The sequence below is a fragment of the Niallia sp. FSL W8-1348 genome (genome assembly GCF_038006745.1).
GTDB classification, from domain to species: Bacteria; Bacillota; Bacilli; order Bacillales; family Cytobacillaceae; genus Niallia; species Niallia alba.
The window spans coordinates 253,856-278,952 of the sequence record NZ_JBBOVV010000003.1; the positions used below are offsets into that span (position 1 = coordinate 253,856).

Genomic DNA, 25,097 nt, shown 5'->3' on the forward strand with positions numbered 1-25,097 from the left:
AAAAGTACCTCCAACCTAATTCCGGTAAGTCTTCATTCAATAATGAAAGTTTGAAAAATTACCTACTAAAAAGAAATTAATTAGCATAATTAAAAAACTAGCAATATTTAAGAGGGCACCATTTTTCCCTCTTAATTTTTTTAAAACTCGTAAATACAAAAAACTGCTGTATACAAACAATACAATAAAGGAGCTAATAATTTTCGGATCATACCAAAGAAAGTCTTGTCTTTGAATAACTGCCCATTGAACACCAAGAATTAACCCAATCAATAACAATGGTACACCAATCACGCATAATAGGTAAGATATATGTTCTAATTTGGCTAAATCCGCAATCCGCATAACTCGCTTTCCCCATTTTTTCTGTTTTAATAAATCATACTGTAGGCAATAGAGGACAGAAAAAATAAAAGAAATAGTAAACATTCCATAGGCCAAAAGAGCTGCTGTCACGTGAATAAACAATAACTCAGATACAACCTGCGCTGCATGAACTTGGGCAGAATCACGTGCAGGTGCAAATGTATGTATTGCCATAATAACAAAGCCAAAAACATTGGTAAAAAATACAATAAAATCAATTTTCAACCACTTATTTATTATCAGAGAAAAGGTAACCAATACCCATGAGTAAAAGTAAAGCCCTTCCATGATTGTGAGAATTGGGAACCGTTTCATCTCTACAATATAGATAAATAAAAAAGATGATTGCAAAACCCAGACAAATAAAAGTAACCAGAAAGCTACTCGATTTGCTCTCTGGTTATTATGCATAAAATCAAAAAAATAAAATAGCACAGATAACGCATAAAGAATAATCGTGAATTCATGAAGTCTAGTCATAAATATATCCTGCATCAACGCGTCCCCTTCGAACAAAAAAGATCCTAATATGAAGTCTTTTACAAAACTTAACATAGCTTTTAATTCGTAATCCCCAACTATATTTTAACCTATGAAAAAGAAAGTGAAACTACCATTTGAAGAGTTTTTATTCTCAAACAGTTCATAACGAATCATACTTTCCTGTCAAAAGAAACAAAAGCATTTAAGTAGTTAGACTAATCACACTTGAATGGATGGCCGTACAATTGGAGAAAACGCTTCTTTTTCTTCTTCCTTTGCCCCATCATTGGATTCTTTTTTTGCATCGGATTCTAAATTGAAGATTTTCATAAATAATTGCATCGATTGGTCTGCATCAGGAAGTGCAGCTAATTCCTTCGCTTGAAGAATTGGATCTTTCAACATTTGATTTACAATGCTTTTCGTATGTTTATTTAAAATCTTTCTTTCTCTTTCACTTAGATTAGGAAGTTTTCTTTCTAGACTTTTCATTGTTTCACTTTGAATAGCAAGTGCCTTTTCACGAAGGGCAGAAATGACTGGCACGACGCCTAATAAATGAAGCCATTGATTGAACTCACTAATTTCTGCCTCGATCATAATCATGATTTTTTCGGCTTCTTTTTGACGCTCCTGAAGATTTGCTTCCACAATCCCTTCCAAATCGTCGATATCGTAAAGAAACACACTATCTAGTTCAGCCATTTCAGGTTCTAAATCTCGTGGTACCGCAATATCAACCATAAATAGTGGATTACCTTTGCGGATTTTATCGACTGCTTTCATCATTGCCTTTGTTATAACAAATGTATTAGAACCAGTGGAGCTAATAACAATATCCGCATCAAGTAATGCACACTGCAACTCATTCATCGGTTTTGCTTGGCCTTCAAAACGATGAGCAAGTGTTTCAGCTTTCTCAAATGTGCGATTTATCACAGTTACGTTTTTCGCACCATTGCTATACAAATTCTGAATGGCAAGCTCGCCCATTTTCCCTGCACCTAATATTAGTACATTTTTATTTTGCAAAGTACCAAATATTTTTTTTGCCAATTCTACGGCTGCGTAGCTTACAGACACAGCGTTTGCACCAATATCTGTTTCTGTGTGTGCTTTTTTTGCCAGCGTAATAGCTTGCTTAAATAACTGATTAAATACCGAACCGGTAGATTTAATCGCTTGTGCCGTTAAAAAGCTCGAACGTATCTGTCCGAGAATTTGTGTTTCCCCAACAACCATAGAATTTAAACCACAAGTAACTTGGAATAAATGATTCAAAGCTCCATCTTGTTCATACACAAATAAATAAGGAACAAATTCATCTTGTTCCAACTGAAACCATTCTGCTAAAAATTGTTTAATATAATAGCGACCAGTATGAAGCTGATCTACGACTGCATATATTTCCGTACGATTGCACGTTGAGATAATAACATTTTCTAATATACTTTTTTTAGTTTGTAATTGATTCATAGCTTCCCCTATTTGCTTTGAATCAAATGTTAAACGTTCACGAATTTCAACTGGGGCCGTTTTAAAGTTTAATCCGACAACTATAATATGCATTTTACCTAATGACACCCCCAAAGTAAGTTCTTACCTATATATTCATAAAGATCATTTATAAACCATTTATATAAATAGATTAAATTATAATAATTATTAACATGTAGTTATTATAACAAATTCATTTCAAAAATGGGAAACAATTTGCCCTATAAATGTGAACAAATTGTGAATTCATATGGTAAGATATAGTATTAATAACAGTAAAAGAATTATACTTACGTTATTTACTAGTAATAGTTTATACTTCTTTTGCAAAATTATTTTTAAATGCTAGTTTTTGTACAAAAAATGTACTTTACTCATTGTACAGTAACAAAAATCTTCTATGTATTCAAGCTAAGTTTTTTGGAAGTGGAGGAAATAATGAAAACACAAAAATGGTTCTCTGGTATCGTATTAATTGGTTTTGGATTTTATTTCATCTTAAAGGAATTTAATATTACCATTCTACCCAATCTATATACTTGGCCAACCCTATTAATCATCATTGGGATTGCTTTTCTTTTTCAGGGCTATGGTGGAAAGGATTATGGTGTAATTTTGCCAGGCGTAATTTTAACTGGATTTGGTTTACATTTTCATTTAGTGAATAAGCTTGCTATTTGGCCGGATCACACGGGAACTTTTATCTTAATTATTGCACTTGGCTTTATTCTTCAAAATCAGAAAACGGGACAAGGCTTGTTAAATGGGCTTTTATTTTTATTGCTAGCAGTTTTATTGCTTTTCTATCAAGAAATTCTTGGCTCACTAACATTCTTAAAAATTAGTCCCCATACTTTAAATAACTTGATCCCTATTCTATTTATTATTGTTGGCGGGTATTATTTAGTTTCGAAGAAGAGGAAATGAAAGTTTATACATAGTATATGGGGTTTTGGAACATAACCTTCAGTGGGAATATTTGAAACAATAAGGATTCCTCACCTTATTAAACTCCAACAAAAAAGACTCACTTTCCTTTAACGTTAGTTAGAGGCAGTGAGTCTTTTTTTTATTTATTTGCTAAATGTTCTAGCAAGGACCAGACTTTGTCTTTTCCTTCTCCTGTTTCGGATGAGAATAGGATTAGGTAATCTTCTTGGCTTAATCCTAATGTCTCTTTTGTTACTTTTAAGTGTTTTTGCCATTGAGATTTTGATATTTTATCTGCTTTTGTAGCAATTACTACACAAGGTATTCCATAATGCTTCAAAAAGTCATACATTAAAATATCATCTGTAGTTGGCGGATGACGCAGATCTGTTATCAATACAACTGCTTTTAATTGTTCTCTTGAGGTAAAATACGTTTCAAGCATTTTCCCCCATGCTTCTCGTTCCTTCTTAGAAACTTTTGCATATCCATAGCCAGGTACATCTACAAAATGCATGATTTCATTAATTAAATAAAAATTTAATGTTTGTGTTTTCCCTGGTTTGGACGAAATGCGAGCTAACGCTTTTCGTCCGAGCATCCGATTAATGAAGGAGGATTTACCAACATTCGATCTACCTGCTAAAGCAAATTCCGGTAGATTCCCTTCTGGATATTGACTTGGCTTTACGGCACTAATTACTATTTCTGCTTGATTAACTTTCAAAGATTTACACTTCCGTTCAACGCGTGTTTTAATACTTCATCTACATGTGAAACTAAAATAAAGTCTAGCTCTTCTCTTACACTTTCAGGAACATCATCGATATCCTTTGCATTATCTTTTGGAATGATGATGGTTTTTAAACCGGCACGGTGAGCACCAAGAGATTTTTCCTTTAATCCTCCAATTGGGAGAACTCTCCCTCTCAATGTTACCTCTCCTGTCATTCCAACCTCTTTCTTAATTGGTTTTCCAGAAAGAGCAGACACAAGCGCGGTTACCATTGTAATCCCTGCAGATGGACCATCCTTCGGTACTGCACCTTCTGGGACATGAATGTGAATGTCATATTTCTCATGGAAATTCGCATCGATGCCTAACTCTTCTGATTTGGAACGTATATAGCTGAATGCTGCTTGAGCAGATTCCTTCATCACGTCACCTAATTTTCCAGTTAAGACTAATTTGCCTTTCCCAGGAGCCAAGGATACTTCAATTTGTAAAGTATCGCCGCCAACTGTAGTGTAGGCAAGACCAGTTGCAACGCCAACTTGATCCTCTTCTTCGGCCTGACCGTAATGAAAAATTGGTTTACCAAGGAAGTCCTCTACATTTTTAGCAGTTATAACGACTTTTTTCTTTTCAGCAGTTACAATCATTCTAGCTGTTTTGCGGCAAATGGTTGCTAATTGTCTTTCTAAAGTACGTACTCCTGCTTCTCTTGTATATAATCGGACAATTCTTTGGATACCATCTTCTCTAATCTGCAGCTGAGATTTAGATAATCCATGCTCTTTAATTTGTTTAGGCAATAGATGATCTTTCGCAATATGAATTTTCTCGATTTCTGTATATCCAGCAATTGAGATAATTTCCATTCTATCACGTAATGGTCCAGGAATGGTCGACAAATTATTGGCTGTTGCAATAAACATAACCTTCGATAAATCATAAGTTTCTTCAATATAATGATCGCTAAAATTATGGTTTTGTTCTGGATCCAATACCTCTAGCATTGCAGAAGATGGATCTCCACGAAAATCATTGGACATTTTATCGATTTCATCTAACAAAAATACAGGATTTATCGTCTCTGCTTTTTTCATTCCTTGAATAATTCTACCTGGCATTGCTCCTACATATGTTCGTCTATGTCCTCTAATTTCTGATTCATCGCGCACTCCCCCTAATGAGATGCGGACAAAATTCCGGTTCAAGGAGCGAGCTATCGAACGTGCCAGACTTGTTTTTCCTACTCCAGGAGGGCCAGCCAGACAAAGAATAGGACCTTTTAAAGAGTTTGTAAGCTTTTGTACAGCAAGATACTCTAATACTCTTTCTTTAACCTTTTCTAAGCCATGATGGTCGTCATTTAAGATTTTTTCCGCTTTAATAAGATCCAAGTCATCTTCTGTTGCATTTGTCCATGGTAAAGCTAAGAGCCAATCAATATAATTACGAATGACGGAGCTTTCTGCTGAAGTAGAGGGGATTTTTTCGTAACGGTCTAATTCCTTTAATGCGGTTACTTTTACATGGTCAGGCATACCGGACTCTTCAATCTTTTCAAGCAGTGTACTTACTTCACCAGTTTTGCCATCTTTGTCGCCTAATTCTTTTTGGATGGCTTTCATTTGTTCGCGTAAATAGTATTCCTTTTGTGTTCTTTCCATTGATTTTTTTACGCGCTGACCAATTTTTTTCTCGAGGTTTAAAACCTCTTTTTCATTTTGAATGATATCAATAACATAGTTCATTCTTTGTTTATTATTTAATGTTTCTAAAATCTGCTGTTTTTCTTTTAATTTTATAGGCAGATGGGAAGCAATAATATCAGCCATTCTGCCTGGCTCTTCCATATCGGAAACTGTTGCATATGTTTCTTGCGATATTTTTTTAGAAATTTTTATGTATTGCTCAAAATACTGAAGCATTGTTCTCATTAATGCCTCATCTTCTACATCTTTAGTATTCTCTTCTTCATACATACGTAGTCTTGCCGCAAAATAACTTTCTTCCTCAATCAATTCTTCCAGCTCTGCTCTTTGTATTCCTTCAACCAGGACTCTAATTGTTCCATTTGGTAACTTTAGCATTTGTTTCACTTTTGTCAAAGTTCCCATTTTATATAGATCTTCTTCTTCAGGTTCGTCTATATCCATATCCTTTTGCATTGTAAGAAAAATTAAATGGTCTTCTACCATTGCTTTTTCGAGAGCCTGCACTGACTTATCACGACCAACATCTAAATGAAGCACCATCGTCGGGTAAACCAGTAAACCTCGAAGCGGCAGGAGGGGGACTATTGTTTTTTTATTTTCCTCCATGACGTTGCACCTCCAGCTTTAAAAAATTCCTTTCCATTTATCGCCTATTTAAAATAGTTTTTGCGATATAGGCAACCTTTGCATTCTAATGCTTTGTACAATTCTATCTTATTTATGAAAATGTGTCTATTAACTAGAGTTATTAGACAAGCAGTAAAAATAGAACTACTTCCTAACTTCCATTTTTTACTCATTCTAATGCATCATGTCTACTTAAAGAAAAACACGAGAAGAGAAAAATGAAAGGTTACACTCAAAAACAAACCTTCCTTAATAAAATGGCTTATTTAGGCGATTTCCATTCAAAAAAGAAAAAGATCAATGCCTATTCTTATTTACTCAATTATATAATAATATTTGTATTTAATAAAATGTAGCATTCTTTTAGATTGAGTCAAGTTTTTGTGGGAGTTTTTTTAGCTCCCTTTTTTATAAAGTAAAACCTCTAAGTTTGTATCCGCTTTCCAATTGGTTTTGTTCTTCCAACTGTTGATTCTCTCATTTTTTAAAAACCTTTTAATCCCTGTAAGGCAAAGTGAACGGGTTTTCCAATCGCTTGATTTAAGTATGGCATGTTCTGACGCACGGTTTCTGTTACTAATTTTGTGGGTATTTTTCTTTTCGGTCGATGCTCTTTCTTTGATTTTTCCGTGGCTTTTTCCCATTTTCCATATATCGTTTGGATAGATAGATCATCCTTCAACCCAATCCACAAACGTGCCATGCTCATGACGCCTTTTTTGCTCCATGCTCTTCCATTTTTTAATCGTTTGGCTAATTGATTCATCATTGCTTCTGCACTTCCCATTGGACGATACGCTGTCGTGTCCACGCCTTTCTCCTGTAACCAACTACGGTAATCTTTTATGGTTTCCTGATGATGCGTTAAAAAGCCGAGGAAATGTGCTAGTTTTTCTTCTTCTTCTGGTGTATCCATTGTTCCTACTGCGCTATTCAACTCTAGAAGTAATGTTTCTACCTGGTAGTTTTTTAACGCTCTTTTCATGTAGCGGTATCGAGGATGGCTCTTCATTAGTTGCTTCATCGAACGAGCGACATGAAAACGGTCCATGGTGAAAAAGGCGCGTTCCCGAAAATACTCCCGACATGCCGTTATCCAGCCTGCTCCATCGCCATTAATAATAAGCAAGGTTTGGGTTGGATCATACGCATAATGATTCTGTAAGAATGTTTCAAAAGCTTCCCAAAAGGGTTCTTTTTCTTCATAGAGAAAATGCCTTTTATTTCGGAGCCTGACTCGCTTTCCGTTTTCTTTCCATCCCTCATGTACAGCGGCGAATTTCAACTCCCATCCACGCTTTTTCTTTTCTTGACTCTTCACATATAATCCATCTACTTCGACAAACAACACCTTTTGAAAAGGACGTTTTTCCTTAGCGGGAAGTACGCTTGTATGAAGAAGATGTTGCCGTAATGCTTCGTGGCTCATCGCCGAATAGCCTAAAAATTGTTCGAACGTTTCCACCGCCTTTCGATAGGAGGAACCATTTGTCGCTAATTCTAGCCCCCATTCTTCTAATAGTGGACTAAACCCTTTATTCCCTTGAAACTGTAAATAATGATCTAACAGACAAATATATTTTTTGGTTACACGATCGAAATAATAATTACGCTTCAGCTCCACTGCTCCAAACGCTGTATCTACTCGTATTTCTCGTTTATCTCGTAAAGCAAATCTTCTTTTGTCTCGTTGCTGAGCAATCTCTAGATCCCAATTTTCTAATGTTTGAACAAGGATTTCTTGAAAGGTCATTTGTAGTGTTCGAAATAAAGTTTTTTCCAATTCTTTTAATGATGGCATTTTTGTGTTACATTGATTCATGAGAGCCTCTCCTTTTCGTAGTATTCTAGTCAAACTCTACTTTACAAAAGGAAGCTCTCTTTTTTAATACTTAATTTTTTCCAGCTACCGCGCTTTCGCTTGGTGGCCTTTTTGTCTAGTTGGGGGACTCGTCCCCCAACTAGACAAAAAGGATATTTATTCTCCCACAAACATTTTACTCATACATTCTTTTAAGGGTAAATTGTATTCCAGAATCATGCCTCTTATTCAAATTATATTCACAAAAAAACTGCCGACTAACTTTCACTTAACAGAATTAGTCGACAGTGACAATGCTTTAATGACAGCATTGTTTAAAATTTATCCCACTCTTTACGGGCTAGAGTTGAGGAAAACCCCTCTGAAGGAAGTTTTCTTTTATGAAATTAAATGCTCTCTTTCTTTGTTAATGCAATCGTGGAAGCTGGAATTGCTTCTTCTCCCCATTCTTCCTTAAGCAATGCATGCTCTAGCACTTCAGTTAAAGATTCGACAGGAATAATTGTAATATCCTTTATTTCCTCTAAAATAGCTTGCATATTCTCTTGTGGAATGATAACTTTTTGCACACCAGCAGCCTTTGCGGCTTTCACTTTCGCGATTACCCCTCCGATAGGCTTTACTTTGCCATGAATACTTATTTCTCCTGTCATCGCCACTTTCCGATCCACAGGTTGCTTGTAGATGGCAGAATAAATACCTGTAGCCATTGAAATGCCTGCAGAAGGTCCGTCAATTGGAATACCACCTGGAAAATTAACATGAATATCAAATTGGTCGGCAGGAACATCCATTGATCGTAAAACAGTGATAACATTTTCGATGGAGCCCTTCGCCATGCTTTTTCTTCTAATGGATTTCCCTTGTCCACCAATGCTTTCTTCTTCTACAATTCCGGTTATATTAATGCTTCCTTTTCCATCCTTTGCGGGAATAACCGTCACTTCGATTTCCAGTAAAGCCCCTATATTCGCACCGTACACAGCTAAGCCATTAACGAATCCAATTGCGGAATGATCGTTAATTTTTCTTTCCATCCTTGGTGAGAGCTGACTGGAGTGAATGACCCATTCTACTTCATCATCTTTAATAAAGTCACGATCTTCTCCAATTGCAAGTCCAGCAGAAATCTGTACCATATTAACTGCTTCTCTCCCGTTTCTGGCATATTCAGAAAGTGTATCAAGGGCTTTCTCACTTATTTTCATCTTCACTTTATCAGCAGCTTTTTTGCCAATTTGGATAACTTCTTCTTTTGTTAATTCTCGGAAAAACACTTCCATACATCTAGAACGAATGGCTGGAGGTATTTCATTTGGTGTACGAGTCGTCGCCCCTATTAATCGGAAATCGGCTGGTAATCCATTTTTAAAAATATCATGGATATGGGATGGAATCTGCGTATTCTCTTCATTATAGTAGGCACTTTCTAGAAAAACTTTTCGGTCTTCTAATACTTTTAATAACTTATTCATTTGAGTTGGATGTAATTCTCCAATTTCATCAATAAACAGTACCCCACCATGTGCATTTGTAACTGCTCCTTGTTTTGGTTGTGGAATACCAGCTTGTCCCATTGCTCCAGCTCCTTGATAAATTGGATCGTGAACCGAGCCGATTAATGGATCTGCTATACCTCTTTCATCAAACCTAGCTGTCGTCGCATCTAATTCCACAAATACAGAATTCGGCTTAAATGGGGATTTCTGATTCTTCTTCGCTTCTTCTAATACAAGTCTAGCTGCTGCTGTTTTCCCAACCCCTGGCGGTCCGTAAATAATAACATGCTGTGGATTTGGACCACATAACGCGGCTCTTAATGATTTAATTCCATCCTCTTGTCCCACAATATCCGAAAAGCTTGTTGGACGTACTTTTTCAGAAAGTGGTTCTGTTAATGAAATCGCACGCATTTTTCTTAATTGATCCATTTCTTTTTTTGATTCCCTGTCTATCGAAACCTTCTGTGTTCTCTGACTCTTTAATAAGTTCCAGAAATAAAGTCCGATAATAATCCCAAAGAATAATTGTACAAATAAAGCGACCTCCGCCCAACTCATAAAAATTTACCTCCTGAAATCATGTTGTTTAAAACAGCTTACAAGTATTAGCTTCCTTCACAATCCACTTAGAAAGCTTGCTAATAACTTGGAGCGTTTCCTTCAATGGTTAGCGATTATGTATCTATCCTATTGCTGTTGAACAAGAAGGAATCATTCTCAATCCCACCCACGTCCAGCTTGAAGATAGAGAAGCTAGGTGACTATTTGAGAAAATACACAAATAGCCCTTTAACTAAAGACTCTATACATAATGGTGCCTTGTCTTTAAAAAATAGTATCTCCTTCCCTTTGTTGGAATAAACAAGATTTCATGGAAAAAAATAAGGAGAAGTAATGGAGGTGGAAAGAAATGAAGCGGAGAATCATCTAATATCGTTTTTCATCCTACTTTGTCACAAAAAAAAAGAACCAACGATAAATGATATATCGATTGATTCTTTCACATAACTGTTGTTAAGCAGAAGTTTTTGTTTCTTTATCCACTACTGTTCCGTCTTCTAGAACAAGCTTAGGAGAAGCATTATCTGTTACTGTTTCTTTTGTAATGATACATTTAACAATATCATCTCTTGAAGGCAGTTCAAACATCACGTCTAACATAATTCCCTCAATAATAGAACGTAATCCACGTGCACCTGTTTTTCTTTCAATTGCTTTTTTCGCAATTTCATTAAGTGCCTCTTGTTCAAATTCTAATTCGACATTGTCCAATTCAAGCATTTTCTTAAATTGTTTAACTAACGCATTTTTTGGTTTTGTTAAAATTTCCATCAATGCTTCTTCGTCTAATTGACCCAGACTAGCAATAACAGGAAGACGACCAATAAATTCAGGAATTAACCCGAAGCGTAATAAATCTTCTGGAAGTACTTTAGCTAATAGATCTTTATCTTCTACTTCAGCCTTTTTACCATCAGAACCAAACCCAATTACTTTTTGGCCTAGACGTCTTTTAATGATTGGTTCAATACCATCAAATGCACCACCACAAATAAATAGAATATTCGTTGTGTCAATTTGAATAAATTCTTGATGAGGATGTTTTCTGCCACCCTGAGGCGGAACACTTGCTACTGTACCCTCTAGAATTTTTAATAATGCTTGTTGAACCCCTTCACCAGAAACATCTCTCGTAATAGAAGGATTCTCTGATTTACGTGCTACTTTATCAATTTCATCAATATAAATAATACCTTTTTCAGCTTTCTCTACATCATAATCTGCAGATTGGATTAATTTTAAGAGAATATTTTCTACATCTTCCCCGACATATCCAGCTTCTGTTAAACTAGTTGCATCTGCAATAGCAAACGGTACATTTAAAATTCTTGCTAGTGTTTGTGCAAGAAGTGTTTTACCACTACCAGTTGGCCCAATTAACGCAATATTACTTTTAGATAATTCCACATCATCAATTTTGCTATTTGAATTAATGCGCTTGTAATGGTTATACACGGCAACAGAAAGTGCTTTCTTCGCTTGATCCTGACCAATTACATATTCGTTAAGGATATCGCGAATTTCTGCTGGTTTCGGTACATCTTTAAATTCTACTTCTTCTTCTGTACCTAATTCTTCTTCTACGATTTCTGTACATAGTTCTATACATTCATCACAAATGTATACACCAGGACCAGCAACTAATTTACGAACTTGATCCTGTGTCTTTCCGCAGAATGAACACTTTAACTGGCCTTTTTCGTCATTAAATTTAAACATGCCTTCACCCCTTAAAACTTCTTTTTGTATATTTTTACCGTTACGGATTATTATTTGTTCAGAAACAAATTTTACTTTTTTCAACAGTTATGTATTGAATTGTATCACATGATAGTAATGTACAGGAAATAATACAACTCGGGTAATCAGTCCTCTATCATCCAATAACGGTAAAATGTATGTACTTCCTTAAGCATAACCAGATTTTGCTTCTTTAAATCTGGAAATATTATCTCTTTCGTTAGTTGTATATTCCTGTACGGTTAGAGTAACTTATATTATAGTTACCCATATTATATGTTATTTAACACTAATATAAAACTAAGGCACGAAATAGTCGCGCCTTAGTTTTTTTACTTACTTCTATTATGCAACAGTTTTGCTGTTTTCTACAAGGAAATCGATTGCTTTTCTCATTTTTATGTCCATTTGTAAGTTTTCTACGCCACCAAGTGCTTGTTTAATAGCATCTACTGGCATATTGTACATTTGAGACATGTTTTCAAGTTCAGCATTAACTTCTTCTTCTGTCACTTCGATGTTTTCTGCAGCAACGATTGCTTCAAGAGTTAAGTTAGAACGAACACGTTTTTCAGCATCTTCTTTCATTTGATCTTTAAGAGCTGCTTCATCTTGCCCTGAGAACTGGAAGTATAACTCAAGATTCATACCTTGCATTTGTAAACGTTGTTCGAATTCGCTCATCATGCGATCAATTTCTGTATCAACCATAGCAGATGGAATATCAATTGTTGCATTTTCAGAAGCTTTTTCTACAACTGTATCACGAACTGAATGCTCTGCTTGATGTTTTTTATCGTTTTCTAAACGAGTTTTAATTTTTTCTTTTAAATCAGCCAATGTTTCAGCTTCTTCGTCTACATCTTTAGCAAACTCATCATCTAATTCAGGAAGTTCTTTTCCTTTGATTTCATGAACTGTTACTTTAAATGTAGCAGGTTTTCCAGCTAAATCTTCAGCATGGTATTCTTCTGGGAATGTAACTTCAACTTCTTTTGATTCGCCAGTAGCAACGCCTACTAATTTTTCTTCAAAACCAGGAATAAATTGACCTGAACCAAGTTCTAATGAGAAGTTTTCAGCAGTTCCGCCTTCAAAAGCAACTCCATCTTGGAATCCTTCGAAGTCCATAACAACTGTATCTCCTAATTCAGCAGTACCGTCTTCTTTTACTACTAATTCAGCTTGTTTTTCTTGCAATGCTTTAATTTCAGCTTCTACTTCTTCATCTGTAACAGTTGTTTCTACAGCAGGTACTTCTAAACCTTTGTATTCGCCTAATGTTACTTCAGGCTTAACTGTAACAGTCGCTTTGAAGATTAATGCTTTTCCTTTTTCGATTTGTTCTACATCGATTTCAGGACGATCAACTGGCTCAATTCCAGCTTCTTCAATTGCATTTGCATAAGCTTCTGGTAAAAGAATATCAATTGCATCTTGGTATAAAGATTCAACACCAAAACGTTGTTCGAACATTCCACGTGGAATTCTACCTTTACGGAATCCTGGAATATTTACTTGCTTAACTACTTTTTTAAATGCAAGATCTAAACCTTCGTTTAGTTTTTCTGCATCTAATTCAATTGTAAGAACGCCGCGGTTCCCTTCTAAAACTTCCCATTTAACTGACATACTATAAATTCCCTCCAACAATCTATTCTACTTTTTCATTACTTCTACTAATGTATAGATTAACTTCTTTATTATTGTTTGGCTACTGTTTTTAATGAAACAGAAAGAACCTCCTAATGGGAAAAAAGTTATCTAGTAAGAAATATACATCTTCGCATTTTCTAAATGCAACCATTACATTATATCATACGTTCCAGTTGTTTCAACATCCTTGCCTAAATATTAGGATAAGAAATTTGCTCCAGTTGATTAATAAACGTTTTTGCTTGTTCTAAATCATCCTCTTTGACTCCATATAATACAAGGATTTCTTCTCCCTCTTCTTGTCCAAAATACTGATTTACAACCGAATGATAAGCCGCTGCCCATGTTTCTTCACTGTAATCGTCTAGCGTGAATGGGTAAAGCAAAAAAATTTGTCGATCTATTAACATTTTAATATTTTCGAACAAAATAGGGTCATTGCTTTCCACATAATCGATAAGAATACTAGTTATTTTTTGGTATTGCTCCTGTTCTTTCATATCCTTTAGTGCAGTTGGTTTAATCACAATTGTTCGATTAAACTTCTGAATCACTACTTCTTTCTCATATTCTTGCTCTTGTAAAATATTGATTAACATCGTTTTTAAAAATGGATTTTTTTCCTCATCTCGAAGGTATAGTTCTACTTCTTCTATATATGCTCGAATGTTTTGAGTGGACATTTTAGCTATAAGAAGCATCTGTTCCTGCGGATTTTCTAATTCCATTAAATTCGTATGAGCATCTAATGGTTCTTCTTCGCTATAATCGTCCTTATCCACCGGGGAAGAAGAATCAGCCATCTTCCTGCTAAATATAAGCATTTTAGAAAAGTGTTCGATTTTATTTGCCGGAATTTGGTGTTCTTCTAGCAGCACTTCAATAGTAGTAACTATCTCTTCATATTCATGTAGCTGTACGAGAATCATGATATACAAATCTAGGACTTGGATATAGTCGCCCTGATCCTCTTTAAGCATTTCTTTCGCTATCTGTTTTGCCTGATCCAATAAACCTAATTCATAGTAAGAGAGAATAAGGCCAATGTTTATATCACTATGGACTGGATTTCTCTCTTTTGCTTCTTCTAAAAATGAAACAGCCTCTTTAAAGCGCTTTTCTTGAATAGCGTCTAATCCTTTTTGCAATAAACGTTTATCTAAATCGGGGAAAAAAATAACGTTATCCTTTTTTTCCTGCTCCCGTTTCTTCATCCTATTAACCGCCTATACATTCTTTTTGTTGCTAGTGTAGCTTTTTTTCTTATTGGATGCAACCTGCATTTTCATTTATACGTTAAATATAAATGACCGAACCAAGCGCAAAAGAAAAGACCCTTAAGACTAGAAAGGGTCTTTTAACATTTTATAAACTATTTTGGAACAGCTATATTTTCGTATTCTGCTATTTTATCACTGTATTGAAGTGTGATTTCGATCTCATCCCAGCCATTTATCAGCATCTTTTTCCAATAAGGATGGATAGAAAAAGTTGCGGAAAAGCCTAAGTCATCCTCTACTTTTTCTTCTTCAAGATTAATATGAAGGAAATAGGGTTGATTTTGTGCAGCTTTCAAAAGGTATTCCACTTCATCTGTCTGTAATTGAATTGGAAGCATCCCATTTTTTAAACAATTTTGATAAAAAATATCTGCAAAAGAGGGGGCGATGACAACAGAAAATCCAAAGTCCTGGAGAGCCCATGGAGCATGCTCTCTTGACGATCCGCAGCCAAAGTTTTTATTGGCGATCAAAATAGATGCCCCTTGATTTTCAGGTAAGTTTAGTTCAAATTTAGGATTCGGTTCTCCATTTTTCAAATAGCGCCAATCGAAAAAAGCAAATCTGCCGAATCCAGTCTTTTCAATACGCTTCAAAAATTGCTTCGGGATAATCTGATCTGTATCCACATTTACTCGATCCATCGCTACTGCTTTTTCGTAAAGCTTTTTAAAACCACTCATTGCAAATTCCTCCTTTACGTTGTTGCTTGTAATTCTGCATTCATTTTTCGAATATCAACAAATCGTCCATTTAACGCCGCAGCAGCTGCCATTGCTGGGCTGACTAAGTGCGTTCTAGCACCAGCTCCTTGTCTACCTTCAAAATTACGATTGGAGGTAGATGCACAATGCTCACCACTTGGTACCACATCATTGTTCATACTTAAACACATACTGCAGCCTGCATCTCGCCATTCAAAGCCCGCTTCTACAAAAAGTTTATCTAATCCTTCTTCCTCTGCCTGTTTTTTTACTTTTTGCGACCCAGGAACAACTAGTGCTCTTACTCCTGGATATACTTTCTGTCCTTTGATTACATTTGCGGCTTGTCTTAAATCTTCTATTCTAGAATTCGTACAAGAACCGATAAATACATGCTGAATGGCAATATCAGTAATTGCCATTCCCTCTTTAAGATCCATATACTGAAGAGCACTATATAAAGCTCGACGGTCTGTTTCCTCTTGATAATAATCTGCTGTTGGAATTGTTTCATCCACTTTAGCTGTCATTGATGGATTGGTCCCCCAGCTTACCATTGGGGCAATATCGTATCCATCAATTGTAATGACTTTATCGTAATATGCATTCTCATCAGAAGCTAACTGGCTCCATTCTTGAACGGCGCTTTCCCAATTTTCCGGTGCGTATTTTCTTCCTTTTAAATAAGCAAAAGTTATTTCATCTGGACAAATTAACCCTGCACGTGCTCCGCCTTCAATAGACATATTACAAATCGTCATTCTTTCTTCCATTGAAAGATTACGAATCACATCTCCTGTGTATTCAATAACATGACCAGTTCCAAAATTCACACCGTATTTAGAAAGTATATAAAGAATGACATCTTTTGCATTTACACCATTTTCCAATTTCCCATTGACCTCTACTTTTAACGTTTTTGGTCTAGTTTGCCATAGTGTTTGCGTTGCAAGGACGTGTTCTACTTCGCTTGTGCCTATCCCAAATGCCAATGCTCCAAAAGCTCCATGAGTCGATGTATGGCTATCACCACAAACAATTGTTTTTCCAGGCTGTGTTAATCCAAGTTCTGGCCCAATTACATGAACAATCCCTTGTTCAGGACTTTGTAAACCAGCCAATGGAATATTAAACTCTAAGCAGTTCTTTTCTAAGGTAGTCATCTGATTTAAGGCAATTTCATCATCTATTTTAAAGCGGTTAATAGTTGGTACATTATGATCCATCGTTGCAAACGTCCGATCTGGTCTTCTCACTTTCCGATTTTTCATTCTCAATCCGGAAAATGCCTGAGGAGAGGTAACTTCATGAACGAGATGTAAATCAATATATAATAAATCCGGCTTCCCCTCTTCTCTATGTACTACATGTTTTTCCCAAATTTTATCGATAATGGATTTCCCCATTACTTTGCCCTCCAATCCATATTCTTTTTCCCTGTTGTAGTTAAAGGGCTGTCAAAGTATTCTTTTGACAAGCCCTTTAACGGTATATTTCTCTCTATTAATAGTCCTCTATATCCAATCACTGCCGCTTTTGACAAGCTATTTTTATTCTAAAAGCTGTTTTGTAAAGTGTTTATATAAACTTGAACCGGTTATCAGCCAAACTTTCGACTTTTCAGCCAAATTAGACCAGATATCAGCCAAACTTTCATCTTTTCAGCCAAATCAGACCAGATATCAGCCAAACTTTCATCTTTTCAGCCAAACCCGACCAGATATCAGCCAAACTTTCATCTTTTCAGCCAAACCCGACCATATATCAGCCAAGCTTTCGAAGCAGTCCTTTTTTATTAAACATGTGCCACTTTAACAAGCTGTCGAATTTCTTTCTCTACTTCTTCTACCATTTCAGTCGTCGAAACGATCGTGCAGTTTGGTGCAAGAATATCCCTTGTTCGAAAGCCTTTATTCAAGACATTATTAACAGCCTCTTCAATAATCGTTGCTTCGTTCTCCATTTGAAAAGATAAACGCAGCATCATACTTACAGATAAGATGGTTGCAAGTGGATTGGCGATGTTTTCCCCTGCAATATCTGGTGCAGAACCATGGATTGGTTCGTAAAGGTAAGGTCCACCAGCTGATAAACTGCTTGATGCCAACATTCCTAACGAACCGGTTAACACTGATGCTTCATCACTTAAGATATCGCCAAACATATTTTCTGTAACAATCACATCAAATTGTTTTGGGTTTCTAACCAGCTGCATCGCTGCATTATCAACAAGCATGTGCTCTAGAATAACATCTGGATATTTTTCTGCTACTTGACTTGCAATCTCCCTCCATACTCTACTAGTCTCTAAAACATTGGCTTTATCTACGGAAGTAACCTTTTTCGATCGTGTTTTTGCGATTTCAAATGCTTTTTCGACTACACGTTCTATTTCTTCATTCTCATATTGAAGTGTATCGACAGCACCTGGTTTTCCATCTATTAACCTACGTTCGCTCGGCTTTCCAAAATAGATGCCTCCTGTCAATTCACGGACCACAATTAAATCTACTCCTGCGATAATATCCTCTTTAAGTGGAGACGAGGCTGCTAAACTTTCATAACAGGTTGTTGGCCTGATGTTCGCGAACAAGTTCAATTCTTTTCTTATTTTCAATAGTCCTTGCTCTGGGCGTTTTTCCACGGGAAGGGAATCCCATTTCGGTCCTCCAACTGCTCCTAAAAGAATCGCATCACTATTTTTACAAATCGTAATCGTTTCATTAGGTAAAGGAGTCCCTGTTTTATCTGTTGCACAACCGCCAATATCAGCATATGTGATTTCGAACTGATGTCTATATAATGTTTCAATTGTTTGCAAAATCTTCATTGCTCCTGCTACTATTTCAGGTCCAATTCCATCACCTGGCAATACGGCGATTCTTTTCTTCATTTCTATTCGCTCCCTATATCAAAGCTTGATGTGGATCTTAAAGCTTACACTTTTTCAAGAAATTGTTCTCTTGCCAGAATCCCTCTATTAATAGCATTTATATAGGCTTTGGCAGATGCTATTAATACATCTTGATCTAAGCCTCTTCCAGTACTTTCTTTTTCGTCATATTGCACTCTAACAAATACTTGAGCTAACGCATCTCTGCCAGCACCCAATGACTGAATTCGATAATCTTCTAATTTCACTTGACCAGATATGGACATTTCTAGTGTGTTATATAATGCTTCAACACTTCCTGATCCAGTACCATTTTGAATAATTAATTCATTTTTCGGACCAGAAAGCTTAACAATTGCATCAGCTTCGTTGTCATTTTTATGTTGGACCTTAACATCAACTAATTCATAGTATTTCTCTTCTTTAGCAAGCTTGTTTTCTAGAAAAATGGCAATAATATCTTCATCGGAAATTTCTTTTTTGTGGTCTGCTAAATCCTTAAATGCAATAAAGAGATCTTTAACATCCTCATCTTTCACTTGAAGCCCTAAATCTTTCAGCTTTGTTTTAAAGGCATGACTACCTGAATGCTTCCCTAGAACCATATTATTGTTGTTTACATAGCCTACAAGTTCAGGAGAAATAATTTCATAGGTAGTTTTCTCCTTAAGAACTCCGTCTTGGTGAATGCCAGATTCATGAGCAAAGGCATTGCGACCAACAATTGCTTTATTCCCTGGGACCACCATGCCAGTTAATTCACTAACAAGGCTGCTTGATCTGCTAATCTCTTTCAGATTAATTCTTGTTCTTTCTTGATAATGATCATTTCTAATATGAAGCGCTACCACAATTTCTTCCATTGAAGCATTACCAGCTCTCTCTCCTATGCCATTAATAGTGCACTCTACTTGAGTTGCTCCATTTTCGATAGCGGCTAGTGAATTTGCTGTTGCCATCCCTAAATCATCATGACAATGGGTTGATAAGGAAACTTTATCAATGGACGGGACATTATTTTTTAAATATTGAAAAACTTCACCATACTCATTTGGCGTTATATAGCCTACAGTATCTGGAATATTAATGATACGCGCTCCTGCTTGAATAACTTCTTCTATTATTTCTGCTAAAAATGGAAGTTCTGTACGACATGCATCCTCTGCACTCCATTGGATAACTGGAAATCTTTTAGCAGCGTATTTAACGGCCGCTACAGCTCTTTCCACAACTTGTTCTTTCGACAGTTTTAATTTGTATTCTCGATGAATTGGACTCGTTGCTAGAAACACATGAATTCTCGGTTCTGCACCGTCTTTTAAAGCATCCCAAGCTGCATCAATATCAGATGTTACCGCTCTTGCTAAACCTGTAACAGAGCTATTTTTTATTGTTTTCGCTATTTGTTGCACAGAGACAAAATCACCTTTAGAGGCAGCAGGAAAGCCTGCCTCTATAATATCTACATTCAATTTTTCTAACTGTTCAGCAATGACCAACTTCTCTGCCAAATTTAAATTTACGCCAGGAGATTGCTCCCCATCTCTCAATGTTGTATCAAATATCTTAATTTTTGCCACTACCAACCACTTCTTTCTTTCTCGAGCTTTTAACGAATGGCATCATTGCACGTAATTCTTTTCCAACCTTTTCGATTAGATGTTCACTTTCTCTCGCATTAATCGCGTTAAACACTGGTCTATTTGCCTGATTTTCTAAAATCCATCCTTTAGCAAATTTTCCTTCTTGAATATCTGTAAGTACAGCTTTCATTTCTTTCTTCACATCATCTGTGACAATACGTGGTCCTGTTACAAAATCTCCCCACTGTGCTGTATCTGAAATAGAATATCTCATTCCTGCCATTCCATCTTCATACATCAAGTCAACAATCAATTTCAGCTCATGTAAACACTCAAAATATGCTAATTCCGGTTGATATCCTGCTTCAACCAATGTTTCAAAGCCCGCTTTTACAAGTGCAGTTAGACCACCACACAGAACCGCTTGTTCACCGAAAAGATCTGTTTCTGTTTCTTCTTTAAATGTTGTCTCTAAAGCTCCTGCACGTAAAGCCCCAATCGCTTTTGCATAAGCAAGTGCAAGCTCTCTCGCTTCACCAGTTACATCTTGATAAATTGCAAACAATGCTGGAACACCTGCTTCTTGTTCAAATGTTCTTCTTACAAGATGACCTGGTCCTTTTGGAGCAACTAATAGTACATCACTCTCACTTGGAGGGACAATTTGATTAAAATGAATATTGAATCCATGAGCAAACATTAATGCTTGATTTGTTAAATTTGGTTTAATTTCTTCATTATATACTTTTGTTTGTAATTCATCTGGAAGTAAAATCATTACAATATCCGCTTGAGCTGTTGCTTCGCCAACTGAATAAACATTAAATCCATCTTCCACTGCTTTATTCCATGAATTACCTTTTCTTAATCCAATAATGACATGAACACCACTATCTTTCATGTTTAAAGCATGTGCATGTCCTTGAGATCCATAACCAATTACTGCAACTGTTTTCCCTTCAAAATATCCTAAATTTGCGTCTCCGTTATAATACATTTTTGCCATTATTCTTCTCCCTTTCGTTTGTAAAATTAGATTTATTTAATGGCTATTTTCATAAGGTTTGCTATTAGTCAACCGCAACCTAAATACATTTCACTTTCTATAGGGCGAGCGGTGGATTCTTCTTAGTAATACCTTGTGGGGGTCTCACCTTTCTCGCTTATCCAATAGACGTCTTCACGTATTCAGACTGCTCAATAAATCTATGAAAATAGCCTATTTAATATTGATGTTTAGACGATAGAATAGTTACTTTTATGAGCTGCTGTTTTTTGAGATCCACGAGGGAATGCTGTTGTACCAGTTCTAGCCAATTCTTTAATTCCATAAGGTCTTAGCAGTTCTATAAAAGCTTCAATTTTTGTTGATTCTCCTGTAATTTGGATAACGAGACTTTCTTTACTTACATCGATTACAGAAGCTCTAAATGGTTCAATAACTGAGTATAGCTCGTGCCTAGTCTGCGGTGTAGCAAGTACTTTTATTAAGGCAAGCTCTCTTGCAACTATAGCCTGATCAGTGATGTCTACTACTTTCAAAATATCAATTTGCTTATTTAACTGTTTCGTGATTTGTTCTATGACGCCATCACTTTCTACATGCACAACACATGTAATTCGAGAGACTCCTTCATGCTCCGTATGTCCCACTGATATGCTTTCAATGTTGTAGTTTCGTTTTGAAAAGAGATTAGTGATCCGATTTAATACACCAGATTTATTCATAACAGTTAAGCTAATTATTTTCTTCATGGCTTCATCCCTACCATTTCATGCAATCCTTTACCTGGAGCAATCATTGGATATACATTCTCACCAGGATCAATGCGGAAATCCAATAATACAGGTTCTCTTACCGCTAACACTTCGTCCAGAATGCTTGCAGCTTCTACTGCGGAAGATATTTGATAGCCTTTTATTCCATACGCTTCTGCTAATGCAACAAACGATGGTTGGTAAGATTCCTTACTATGAGAAAAGCGAGATTCATAGAAAAACTCTTGCCATTGTCTTACCATCCCTAATGCTTGATTATTAAAAATAATAATCTTAATCGGTAAATTCAATTCTCTTATTAGCGCAAGCTCCTGGCTGCACATTTGAAAGCCCCCATCACCGCTAATAGCAAGTACTGTTGCTTTTGGATCAGCTAATTGAGCTCCAATACTTGATGGAAGTCCAAATCCCATTGTACCTAGTCCTCCAGATGTTACCCAGCGATTGGACTCTTTAAATTGATAGTATTGGGCAGTCCACATTTGGTGCTGTCCAACATCTGTAGTTACAATTGCTTCACCTTGCGTCTTTTCGTATAACATCTCCAATACTTGCTGTGGTTTCAGAAGATTGGATTCTTCATAATAATACGGATATTCATTTTTCCAATTTTCAATCTTTTCTAACCATGCATTATGGTCTGACTGTAAGCCTTTTTGCTTTATCAACATTGTAAGTGCTTCTTTAGCATCTGCAACAATCGGTATTTTCGTTGGAATAATCTTACCAATTTCTGCAGGATCGATATCAATATGTGCTTTAATGGCATTTGGTGCAAAATGGGCTAAGTTTCCTGTTAAACGATCATCAAATCTTGCCCCAACATTAATTAATAAGTCTGCTTCATATAAAGCCATATTAGCGGCATAACAACCGTGCATTCCTCCCATACCAACAAACAACTTGTTATCAGCTGGAAAACCTCCTAAACCAAGAAGTGTATGTACGACTGGGATTTGTTGCTGTTCTACATATTGAAGTAACTCGGTACTCGCTTTTGCAAAATTGACACCTGCTCCTGCTAAAATTACTGGTTTTTTTGCAGCACTTACAGCTTCTGTCAATTTGCGAATCTGCAAATAATTCGGTTGTGTTGTCGGTTGATAACCTGGAAGGTCTACTTCCTTCTCAGCTGGAACATCTGAAATAGTTGCAGCAATATCTTTTGGAAAATCAATTAATACTGGTCCTGGTCTTCCACTTGTAGCAATATAGAACGCCTCTTTAATGATTCTAGGAATATCTTCAAGGCTTCGAACCTGACAATTATATTTTGTTATCGGTGTAGTAATCCCTAAAATGTCTGCTTCTTGAAAAGCATCTGTTCCAATCACACCTGTTGCTACTTGACCTGTAAAAACAACTAGTGGCAGAGAATCCATCATAGCATCAGCAAGCCCTGTTACAATATTTGTAGCACCGGGACCTGATGTTGCAATGACTACACCTGGTTTTCCAGAGATTCTCGCATATCCTTCTGCTGCATGAATACCGCCTTGTTCATGTCTTGGCAATACATGAAAAATTTTCGAATCGTAAATCTTATCATAAATTGGTAACACAGCTCCACCTGGATATCCGAAAATAAATTCAACATTTTCTTTTTCCAAAGCTTGCAGTAAGAGATCAGCACCAGTTAACGGTTTTACTTGGGCCTTTGTATTTTCAAAGGCAGTCTCCTGTAACATTTGTATAACCTCCCTAAATTCTTTCCTTTTACTTATTCACTGGATGTTACCAAGAAAGGCTATATCCATAAAAAAAGCCTTTCCACCTCCAATGGTTACTAATGTTTTTTAGTAAACAAAGGGGTGAAAAGGCATTTCCTTTCCACGGTACCACCCTCATTCATACACTGTAAATAAATGTATGCGCTTTATGAACGGTTCGTTCTCTTTTGATAACGAGTGGAAACACTCGGTTAGCTCTACTTGCTTACCTTTCAAGCTAACACTCTGAGGTGAGTTCATTAACTATTGGTTCACTGGTTCACACCAACCACCAGCTCTCTTTGGAATCCAAATAGAAAACTACTTATCCTCATCATCGAATTACTTATATTTATTCAGTTTGTCATGTTGTTATGTTACTAGTTTTAGCAAGTAACATGTTGTGTTTTTCATTTGTTGAGGTTATCTTACGCTGAATTTAAACAAGAGTCAACAGTATTTTTGAGAATTATTTGATTATTTAAACAACGAGGGCAACTTTAGGAAACGCTTACATTATTGTCATATAAAGAATGCATGTACTTTTTAAACCTTCAAAAAAATTTAAAAAATTCTTTTTTTACTGAAAATAATCTATAAAGAAAACTTCTAGGAGTGAAGATTTTCTCATCCCCATTTCTGATAGGTTGCGCTTATCGGACCTTTACGGGAGAGTTCCAACACCTAGCTCTAGCTTCCTCGATTTTTCTCAGCTTGAGGTGAGGGTCTTACTGCCCGTTATGATTGTGATAAAAATACATGGTGGATCTTCTTATAGACTTCATTATAATAAAATAATTCTTTCTATTAAACTAAAATGTCAAAAAATCTAACATTGTTTTTTTATTTTATAAAAAAATACAATCACTACAAAAGAAAGCGATTGCATTTTTTAGAAATTAAATTAATGTACAGCACATATATCTTGTATCCATGACAAACGAATTTGATACGTATTTTCGTTGTCATCTTTTAGATCAATCGTTTGATCGATCAGATTGAGCTTCTGAACCTGCCCCTTAATTGTTTCTAACAAACCATTCTTATAATAATTAATAACAATAAGCCTACTTCTTCCTAATTCTTTGAGAATCATGGTGCATATCTCCTTCTACATATTTTTGTTATGTTCATCTATTCACATTACTTCATTTCTTGTTTGTTTTTTACTTAAATCTATTATACACAATAACAGTAAGCGTTTTCAAGTAATGCAAGTGATTTTCTGAACATTATTTTTTCTTAATGAAATTATTACCTAAATCGTACCTTATTATACCTTTATAGGAAAATATATGAGAGAAACTTTTAATTATAGGTTTCTCTCATGACAAGGTAGCAGTACACTATTTTATTTTTTTCTTAGTCTTACATTCTTTGTAACAAAAAATAACTACTTTCGCTTTAAGCCTGTGCCAAACCGTGCATTTCATTAAACTTTTCTACCCATCGTTATTTCAATATAAGAAGCCACTATTACCTCTTGCTATTAGAATAAAATTCCAAATAGCTAAAAAGGA

The 25,097-nt window shown here is 35.9% G+C and carries 18 protein-coding genes and 1 other annotated feature; of the genes, 1 reads left to right on the forward strand and 17 read right to left on the reverse strand.

Annotated elements, in window-relative coordinates:
* Nucleotides 1–36 precede the first annotated feature (36 nt).
* Nucleotides 37–861, reverse strand: coding sequence for a cytochrome C assembly family protein (locus tag NST60_RS23980; RefSeq protein ID WP_101730710.1), 825 nt, complete (start codon nt 859–861; stop codon nt 37–39).
* Nucleotides 862–1,068: 207 nt separating this feature from the next.
* Nucleotides 1,069–2,418 carry a glutamyl-tRNA reductase gene (gene hemA, locus NST60_RS23985; protein ID WP_341100582.1) on the reverse strand — a complete coding sequence of 450 codons (1,350 nt, stop codon included), beginning with the start codon at nt 2,416–2,418 and terminating at the stop codon, nt 1,069–1,071.
* 366 nt (nt 2,419–2,784) lie between these two features.
* On the opposite strand from hemA, the gene NST60_RS23990 reads away from it, so the two are divergent.
* Nucleotides 2,785–3,273: a LiaI-LiaF-like domain-containing protein gene (locus tag NST60_RS23990; protein WP_016201747.1), complete on the forward strand. Its 489-nt coding sequence runs from the start codon at nt 2,785–2,787 to the stop codon at nt 3,271–3,273.
* Nucleotides 3,274–3,415: 142 nt separating this feature from the next.
* On the opposite strand, the gene yihA is transcribed toward NST60_RS23990, so the two are convergent.
* The 15 genes from yihA to NST60_RS24065 form a co-directional block, all read right to left on the reverse strand.
* On the reverse strand, nt 3,416–4,003 hold the full coding sequence (gene yihA / locus NST60_RS23995) for a ribosome biogenesis GTP-binding protein YihA/YsxC (RefSeq protein ID WP_016201748.1): 588 nt from the start codon (nt 4,001–4,003) through the stop codon (nt 3,416–3,418).
* On the reverse strand, nt 4,000–6,327 hold the full coding sequence (lon, locus tag NST60_RS24000) for an endopeptidase La (RefSeq protein ID WP_101730709.1): 2,328 nt from the start codon (nt 6,325–6,327) through the stop codon (nt 4,000–4,002). The genes yihA and lon overlap by 4 nt, the downstream gene beginning before the upstream one ends.
* A gap of 505 nt (nt 6,328–6,832) precedes the next feature.
* Nucleotides 6,833–8,170: an ISLre2 family transposase gene (locus NST60_RS24005; RefSeq protein WP_100525934.1), complete on the reverse strand. Its 1,338-nt coding sequence runs from the start codon at nt 8,168–8,170 to the stop codon at nt 6,833–6,835.
* A 386-nt stretch (nt 8,171–8,556) separates the two neighbouring features.
* A complete protein-coding gene (gene lonB, locus NST60_RS24010) occupies nt 8,557–10,230 on the reverse strand; it encodes an ATP-dependent protease LonB (protein ID WP_101730708.1) in 1,674 nt (557 codons plus the stop codon).
* Between the two features lie 456 nt (nt 10,231–10,686).
* Nucleotides 10,687–11,952: an ATP-dependent protease ATP-binding subunit ClpX gene (gene clpX, locus NST60_RS24015; RefSeq protein WP_016201751.1), complete on the reverse strand. Its 1,266-nt coding sequence runs from the start codon at nt 11,950–11,952 to the stop codon at nt 10,687–10,689.
* Nucleotides 11,953–12,318: 366 nt separating this feature from the next.
* Nucleotides 12,319–13,605 (reverse strand): trigger factor, encoded by a 1,287-nt coding sequence (gene tig, locus NST60_RS24020; protein ID WP_341100586.1) that lies wholly within the window; start codon nt 13,603–13,605, stop codon nt 12,319–12,321.
* Nucleotides 13,606–13,820: 215 nt separating this feature from the next.
* Nucleotides 13,821–14,843, reverse strand: coding sequence for a tetratricopeptide repeat protein (locus NST60_RS24025; RefSeq protein WP_101730706.1), 1,023 nt, complete (start codon nt 14,841–14,843; stop codon nt 13,821–13,823).
* A gap of 158 nt (nt 14,844–15,001) precedes the next feature.
* Complete coding sequence (gene leuD / locus NST60_RS24030) at nt 15,002–15,592, reverse strand: 3-isopropylmalate dehydratase small subunit (protein WP_016201754.1); 591 nt, start codon at nt 15,590–15,592, stop codon at nt 15,002–15,004.
* A 14-nt stretch (nt 15,593–15,606) separates the two neighbouring features.
* Nucleotides 15,607–17,019, reverse strand: coding sequence for a 3-isopropylmalate dehydratase large subunit (gene leuC, locus NST60_RS24035; protein ID WP_016201755.1), 1,413 nt, complete (start codon nt 17,017–17,019; stop codon nt 15,607–15,609).
* A gap of 389 nt (nt 17,020–17,408) precedes the next feature.
* Complete coding sequence (gene leuB / locus NST60_RS24040) at nt 17,409–18,506, reverse strand: 3-isopropylmalate dehydrogenase (RefSeq protein ID WP_016201756.1); 1,098 nt, start codon at nt 18,504–18,506, stop codon at nt 17,409–17,411.
* A 44-nt stretch (nt 18,507–18,550) separates the two neighbouring features.
* Complete coding sequence (locus NST60_RS24045) at nt 18,551–20,086, reverse strand: 2-isopropylmalate synthase (RefSeq protein WP_169188932.1); 1,536 nt, start codon at nt 20,084–20,086, stop codon at nt 18,551–18,553.
* Complete coding sequence (gene ilvC / locus NST60_RS24050) at nt 20,073–21,095, reverse strand: ketol-acid reductoisomerase (protein WP_016201758.1); 1,023 nt, start codon at nt 21,093–21,095, stop codon at nt 20,073–20,075. Before ilvC ends, NST60_RS24045 begins: the two co-directional genes overlap by 14 nt.
* Before the next feature lie 230 nt (nt 21,096–21,325).
* Nucleotides 21,326–21,844 (reverse strand): acetolactate synthase small subunit, encoded by a 519-nt coding sequence (gene ilvN / locus NST60_RS24055; protein WP_016201759.1) that lies wholly within the window; start codon nt 21,842–21,844, stop codon nt 21,326–21,328.
* Nucleotides 21,841–23,556 carry an acetolactate synthase large subunit gene (ilvB, locus tag NST60_RS24060; RefSeq protein WP_016201760.1) on the reverse strand — a complete coding sequence of 572 codons (1,716 nt, stop codon included), beginning with the start codon at nt 23,554–23,556 and terminating at the stop codon, nt 21,841–21,843. The genes ilvN and ilvB overlap by 4 nt, the downstream gene beginning before the upstream one ends.
* 116 nt (nt 23,557–23,672) lie before the next feature.
* Nucleotides 23,673–23,924: a binding site (T-box leader), on the reverse strand.
* Between the two features lie 557 nt (nt 23,925–24,481).
* Entirely contained in the window at nt 24,482–24,673 is a 192-nt protein-coding gene (locus NST60_RS24065) for a YolD-like family protein (protein WP_016201761.1), read from the reverse strand.
* Nucleotides 24,674–25,097: the final 424 nt, after the last annotated feature.